The sequence below is a fragment of the Nostoc cf. edaphicum LEGE 07299 genome (genome assembly GCF_015207245.1).
GTDB lineage: Bacteria > Cyanobacteriota > Cyanobacteriia > Cyanobacteriales > Nostocaceae > Nostoc > Nostoc edaphicum_B.
In genome coordinates, this window is record NZ_JADEXF010000133.1 from 1 (window position 1) to 7,560 (window position 7,560).

At 40.9% G+C, this 7,560-nt stretch carries 2 protein-coding genes and 1 pseudogene; 1 reads left to right on the plus strand and 2 read right to left on the minus strand.

Features of this window, described 5'->3' with window-relative positions:
* Both IQ229_RS05925 and IQ229_RS05930 read right to left on the minus strand, forming a co-directional pair.
* Nucleotides 1-574: pseudogene (locus IQ229_RS05925) on the minus strand (sensor histidine kinase); the annotation flags it as partial.
* A gap of 115 nt (nt 575-689) precedes the next feature.
* A complete protein-coding gene (locus IQ229_RS05930) occupies nt 690-6,626 on the minus strand; it encodes a trifunctional serine/threonine-protein kinase/ATP-binding protein/sensor histidine kinase (protein WP_194042108.1) in 5,937 nt (1,978 codons plus the stop codon).
* 191 nt (nt 6,627-6,817) lie between these two features.
* Here IQ229_RS05930 and IQ229_RS05935 point away from each other — a divergent pair, with 191 nt between their 5' ends.
* Nucleotides 6,818-7,543, plus strand: coding sequence for a pyridoxine 5'-phosphate synthase (locus tag IQ229_RS05935; RefSeq protein WP_194042110.1), 726 nt, complete (start codon nt 6,818-6,820; stop codon nt 7,541-7,543).
* The last annotated feature ends 17 nt before the right edge of the window (nt 7,544-7,560 follow it).

Consider the following 7,560-nt stretch of genomic DNA (forward strand, 5'->3'; position numbering starts at 1 on the left):
CACCTGCTGGCTTTATGCCTATTTCGGCAGGAATCGGAGTACTAATTTGAATCTGCAACTGTTTAGTTGTGCGTCCAATAATTGGATCGGCTGCTACTGTTTCACCCGCCATACTTCGCTGAAAAAATTCTCGGTCTTTAACATTGAGACGATTTTGATAAGTATTGATTAATGTGCCATCTGGTATACTTAATGCCATGAGCAAAAACGTTTGCAGCCGTTTCAATTCAGATTGCAAGTAAGGTTCCATCACAGGCCAATCTAGCGATCGCACCACAGCAGAATTTGCCAAAGTCTTAATTTCTGTCTTACGAATGGCTAACCAGTTATCTATATCATCCTGACCTTGCCGTGTTTTTAACAGTGCTTGCTCCTTGAGACTATCGAGCAGCAACCCCTTAATAATCTTGTAACTAGTGATAGCTGTGACGCTAATGCTAATGGATAGAATCACCACAATTGATAATAATATTAAGTTTCGCGATCGCCATTTAAATGAGTAGTATTTTTTGTTGATTTTGGCACTACATCGGCGATTTATTTTCAACCAGACTTTCCGTAATTTCAGCATCATTGTCGCTTTCCTCCAAACTACAATTTAAAAAACAAAAATAAAAAGTGCCGAGTAAAGTAAAAATTACTCAGCACGGGCTAAACGCCCCGCTACCGCTAACAGCACTCAGCACTAATTATTGTTGTTGAGTAGAAATTTGAATGACAAACTCTGTGCCTTTTCCCAGTTCGGAAGTACAAGAGAGCGAACCACCATGTGCTTCTACCACAATTTGACGAGCGATCACTAATCCTAATCCAGTGCCTTTTCCGACAGGCTTAGTAGTAAATAAATGGTCAAATACTTTTTGTTTAACCTCTGGTGACATCCCCACACCATTATCAGCAATCTTAATCAAAACATTCTGACCTGAATCTACTACACAAGTTTGAATAGTGATGCGATTGGGGTTGGCAAGAATCGCTTCTAAACTGCGTTCTGTATTGTATTGTTCAAGTGCATCAATGGCATTTGCTAACAAGTTCATAAACACTTGATTAAGTTGTCCAGCAAAGCATTCCACTAGGGGTAGTTTACCATAATTCTTCACTACCTCAATTGCCGGACGGTTTTCATTAGCTTTTAAACGGTGTCTGAGAATCAGAATAGTGCTATCAATCCCTTCGTGAATATCAAAAGGAACTTTATAATCCTTATCTGCTCTAGAGAAGGTTCGCAAACTAGTACTAATACTGCGAATACGGTTAACACCCAATTTCATCGAATCTAGTAATTTAGGTAAATCTTCCTGTAAATAATTCAGGTCGATAGCATCAATTTCATCTTGAATATCTAAGCCGGGATTAGGAAACTTTTCTTGATAAAGATTAATTAGACCAAGCAAATCTTTGACATAATCTTTGGCTGGTTGTAAGTTGCCAGCAATGAAGCCAACAGGATTGTTAATTTCGTGGGCAACACCTGCAACCAAATTACCAAGTGCAGACATTTTCTCACCTTGCACTAGTTGCAATTGCATAGTTTGGAGTTCTTGTAAGGCTTGTTCTAACTGTTGTTTTTGCTGTTGTAGCAATTGTTGTGCTTGCTGGTATTTGGTGATATCTTCAAACGTTCCAAGGATACCGAAAACGTTTCCCTCTCTATCTTTTAAGGGAATTTTATTTGTATTCGACCAGATTTGTTTTCCATCTGCTTGCTGTAATGTTTCAATAATATTGAGTTCAGCTTCTCCAGATTCTATAATGCGGCGATCGCACTCTACATACCAATCTGATTCTTCACGAGTCCAAGATAAATCGTAGTCTGTTTTATCAACAACATTTTCTGGTATTCCTACACCCGAAGCTTGAGCAAACTTATGATTACAGCCTAAATAAACACTATTGCGGTCTTTCCAGAAAACAGATTGGGGGATATTGTCCATAATTAACCGCAAAAATTGTTCCGTCTGTCCTAAGTTTTCTAGAGTATTTTGTGCTTGCTGATAAAGTTGGGCATTTTCTAGGGAGATTGCAGCTTGAGTGCATAAGAGATTGAGAATTTCGACGCGATCGCTAGTAAATGCCCCAGTCATCAAATTGTTTTCTAAATATAAAATCCCTAAGAGTTTCCCTTGATAGAGAATCGGTGTACATAGCAAGCTTTTGGGTTGCTGACAAATAATATAGGGATCGGCTATTAGCGCCGAATGCAATGTTGTATCAAAGATAACGGTAGGTTGTAGGCTGCGTTTAACGGCGTAAATTAGGCTATGGGGAACGTCTGCACTATCTTCCACAAAAATGGACTGTAATACCGTTGATTGCTGCCCAACTTGAGCAGTTGCCTCAACTAGCAATCTACCTTCTTTGAGCAGTAGTAACGCACACTTATCTGCTCCAGCATTTTCAATCACCACTTGCAACAGCTTCGTAAGTAATTTATCCAGTTCAATTTCACTGGAGAGAGTCTGAGAGGCTTTTAAAACTGTTGCCAAATCTAGCATTACTGATGTGTTGCTGCTAGAGGTTACTGATTTATGAATGCTTGGGTGGAAGGTAGCAATGCTGTCAATATTTGCGATTGTCTCATTGGGTGTAAGTAGTGAACGCCTCTGTTGTAAAATTGGGGCTAGCAGTTGTGGATAACGCTGTTCTAAGTCATCGACTTTGGCTTTAGCACCCCAGCGTGTGTAGCAATAGTAAGCATTAATCAAATATTCTTGAGCAATGCGTTTTTTACCCCATTCTAAATAGAACTTGGCTGCAAGTTCGTTGGCGAGAGCCTCTTCGTTGACGTATTCGTTTTCTTTAGCTTTAGCAATGGCACAATCGTATGATTCGATTGCATCCATATACTTGCCAGAAATTCTTGCTATTTCCGCAGATAACAAGAGATATCGATGTAAAAAGTTGTCTGGGCAACTATTCGCCCAGGTTTTCTGAATTTGTTGATGCTCTTGAATAATGTCCCAATACTGCTTTTTCTGCTCTAATGTCACAGTGGGATAGAGAGCTATCAAGCTGAGTGGATAGTAGAAATGATACTGAATAATTGGGAAGAAACCAGAGTTACAACCAAGAGTTTTCTCAGCTTCTTCTGCTGCTTGCACAGCATCTGCGTAGCGATCATAAAGGTACGACAATTGGATTTTGAGAAAGCAGTACCAATTAATTCCATGTTCAAAGTTATTCTTCTGTCTCCAAACTTCGATATAGGGAATATCTTCGTCATTGCGATCGTTTAATAAATCGGTGTTTTTAGATATGTCTTGCAAATTCAATAAGAACTGCCGCTGTAAAGTAAATGCATACAGCATATTGACATCATTAACCTGTTGGACATAACTCAGATATTTTTCAGTTTCCGCGTAAACATCCGAGAGGCGATCGCCCTTAATTAACATCGCCCAAATCAAAAACGAAACTGCCCAAACACCAAACACCAAATTTCCAGTTTCTTGACATATTTGGAATGATTGTTGAGAAAGCGGCAAATTCGTTTTTAAATGCTGATTATAGGGATTGGTAGTATGTGCAAAGATATTATTGGTCTTAAAAATAAATTGGGTACTATTGAAGTGACGATCGAGTTTTAGTGCTAATGTACCGAACTCATAAGCCGTTTGATAATTTCCTTGATTTGCCAGATTCATTCCATACAAACAGTAAGCAAAACCGGAGCTTTCTGCATTGCCATATTTCAACGATAAACCGATCATTAATAGAGGAGCCAAGCAACTGAGATATTGATCTCCTCCCATATAAGCTGCTGCCCAAAGGTCAGCTAAAATACCCATGCAAACCTTCTGATCTCGATCTGTCATCTCAGGCAGATCGAATAAATCTGATATACGAACCGTTTGCAGTTTAGCTTTTAATTCTTGAACTTCAGTTTCGATAGCAGCTTGCTGTTCTTCAGAAGTGACTGGCAGATGCATTCCCATAATGCTCAAACCTTTTACTCCAGCTTCAATGCTAGCTGCTATATTTTCACCCTGAGTCATTTTCAGATACATCTGAATCCTATAAATATCTACTTGTTCAAACCTATCTTTGCTTTGAGCTAACGCTATCTCAAATAATTTTTCGGCTTGGTCAAAGCTACCAGTTAGATATTCACATTCTGCGGATTCGCGATGTAATTCAAATGTAATTTTATAATTATTTAACCAGCTTTTATCTATTAACAAACCTCTGCCTGACGTGAAATATTTTAGGGCTGCTCTATACGCAGTAGAAGCTTTTGCTTTTTTACCAGCAATTAGATTCAGTTGAGCTAGTTCATATCTTTGAGATTGCTCATCAATTATATCAATTCCCTCATTTAGCTGATTAACAATGTCAAAAATTCTGGCTTCAAGCGCTTCAGGTAATGTATTACTTAACAGTAATTGCCCAATTTTTAAATGAGTAGCTTTTCGTTGAGATTCAGGGATAAGAGAATAGGCCGCTTGCTGAACACGATCATGAAGAAATCTGTAAGAGCAAGAGTCAGGAGAATTGTATTGCTGAAATTCTGAATTTGGAATTCTAAATTCAGACTCCTCATGGTAGAACTTGTAAACTTCATTGGTAGGAAGAATCAACCCATCTTGCATAGCTTTCCAAAAATCTGTGGCTGTTTCCAACTGGGATTTTTCATGGATGATCGCTAATGTCACTAAATCAAATTGGTTTCCTACACAAGCTGCTAACTTCAAAACTTCTTGAGTTTCTGTTGACAATTTCTGAAGTTGAATTGCCATGAACTCTACTTCATCATCGGTAAGGGCGAGCGATCGCACCTGAGCAATATCACATTCCCACCCCCCTTGACTTCCCCCCTTACTAAGGGGGGACTGAGGGGGGTTAAATGTAATTAGTTGATCTTGATGTAGCGCTTTGAGAAACTGGGTATTGAAGAAAGGATTACCTTTAGTTTTGCTCAATACTAATTCTGTTAAGGGTGTGGCTAAAGCTAAAGAGCAACTCAATGTATCTGCAACCAAATGATTGATAGAAACCCGATCAAGGGGTAATAAAGTAATCGTATTGACTGTGGCATCTAATTTCTGAATCTCTTCCAAAGTCAGCATCAGCGGATGTACTGGGTTGACTTCGTTATCTCGATAAGCACCAATTAACAGTAAATAGCGGATGTCAGCTTCGCTCATTAACAAGTGCATTAACTTTAAAGAAGCAGAATCTGCCCATTGCAGATCGTCAATAAAGATCGCCAATGGATGCTCTAATGCAGTGAAGACTTGAGTGAACTTTAAAAACAGCGAATTGAAGCGATTTTGTGCCGCACTACCAGAGAGTTCTGGCGCAGGTGGCTGTTTACCAATCATACTTTCCAGTTCTGGAATCACCTCAATCATCACTTGTCCGTTCTCACCCAAAGCAGAAAGAATTTTGGACTTCCACTGCTCGAATTGGGCATCAGTTTCACTCAGCAGTTGCCCGATTAAGTCTCGAAAAGCTTGCACAAAGGCAGAGAAAGGAATGTTGCGCTGGAACTGATCAAATTTACCTTTAATGAAATAACCTCGTTGTCGCACAATTGGCTTGTGGACTTCGTTCACCACAGCAGTTTTGCCAATACCAGAGAAGCCTGCTACCAACATAATTTCAGTGCTTCCCTGACTGACTCTCTCAAAGGCATCCAGTAAATTTTGAACTTCGGCTTGGCGACCGTAGAGTTTTTCTGGGATGATAAAGCGATGTCTACGACGGGCTACGCCTACGCAAATATCTCGCTCACCTAATTGAAAGGATTTAATCGAGCCAATTTCCTGCAATTGAGACAAACATTTTTCTAAATCAAATTTCAGCCCTAATGCACTCTGATAGCGGTCTTCAGCATTTTTCGCCATCAACTTCATCACAATCTCACAAAGAACTTCGGGAATCGCTTCTTCCCCCCTGCGCCCTAATTGTTCTGGTTGCTTGGCAATATGACAGTGAACCAACTCCATCGGATCGCTCGACTCAAAGGGTAGGCGTCCAGCCAGCAATTCATAGAAGGTAACGCCAAGGGAATAGTAATCACTGCGATAGTCGATTCCGCGATTCATCCGTCCGGTTTGTTCTGGGGAAAGGTAGGCGAGAGTACCTTCTAAAATATTAGGACTGTAAATTTCTTGGGTTTCTCTGGGTAAAAGAGAGGCAATACTAAAGTCAATCAACTTGACTTGCTTAGTTTCCGGGTTGATGAGGATGTTGGCAGGCTTGATATCTTTGTGGATAATTCGATGGCGATAAAGTCCGTCAAGAGTATTACTCAGAGCGATCGCAATATCCAAGAACTCTGTCAAAGTATATTGGTTGCTCGCCATTTGTTGATTGAGCCAATCTCTGAGGGAAACGCCGCCAAAATCCTCCATCACCAAAGCATAGCTGTTGCGGTAAGGTTCCAGGCTGTAGGGACGAACAATACCGGGTAGGTCAAGATTTTTAGCAATAGTGTACTGATTACGGAACAGCAGCAGTTCATTGAAGGTAGGATACTCTTGCTGGAGCAGTTTAATTACAACCGGAAGTCGATCCGCCTCTCGAATAGCACGGTAAACTAAGGTTCTAGAGCCTGCATAAAGTTGTTCGCTAATTTGATAGTTCAAAAGCTTGTCCATCGGCTCAACTGCTGTATTCATACTTCATCAACTCTTGTGAAATCAGCTACTTATTTAAAGTAGTTTGCCCAACAATAAGCTTTTGCTAACTCAGTTTTCTTTTAAACAATCGCATTGTACGCGTGTAATCTATCTGTAGCTTCTTCAGCAAAACTACCGCTATTTCCGGTAAAATCAAGTTCTGAGGACTGTGGATTTGGGAGAAACTTGGGGTGCCTACACTTGGTGTTAACATTGACCACATCGCCACTATCCGGCAAGCGCGTCGGACGGTGGAACCAGATCCAGTAGCGGCGGCGGTACTGGCAGAATTAGCGGGTGCGAATGGAATTACGGTGCATCTGCGCGAAGATCGGCGACATATCCAAGATCGGGATGTGCGGATATTGCGGCAAACAGTGCGATCGCATCTTAATTTAGAAATGGCCGCTACAGATGAAATGCTAGCGATCGCTCTCGATATCAAACCAGATTACGTAACTTTAGTCCCCGAAAAGCGCGAAGAAGTGACAACAGAAGGCGGACTAGATATTGTCGGGCAAATTGCTAGAATAGGTGAAATAGTCGATAAATTGCAAAGCGCTAGCATTCCAGTTAGTTTATTTATCGACGCCGAACCAGCACAAATTGAAGCCTCTGTCAAGATACAGGCGCAGTTTATTGAATTGCACACCGGACAATATGCCGAAGCTAAAGATGAAACAAATCGCCACCGAGAATTAGCCATATTAGCTAAAGGTTGTGAACAAGCGATTCAAGCTGGATTGCGAGTTAACGCTGGTCATGGACTCACCTACTGGAACGTCTATCCGGTAGCTGCGCTTCCAGGCATGGAAGAACTGAACATTGGTCATACCATCATCAGTCGGGCAGCATTAGTAGGTATGGAAAGGGCAGTCCGCGAGATGAAGCAAGCTATAAGAGGGGATAGGGGATAGGGGATAGGGAATAGGGG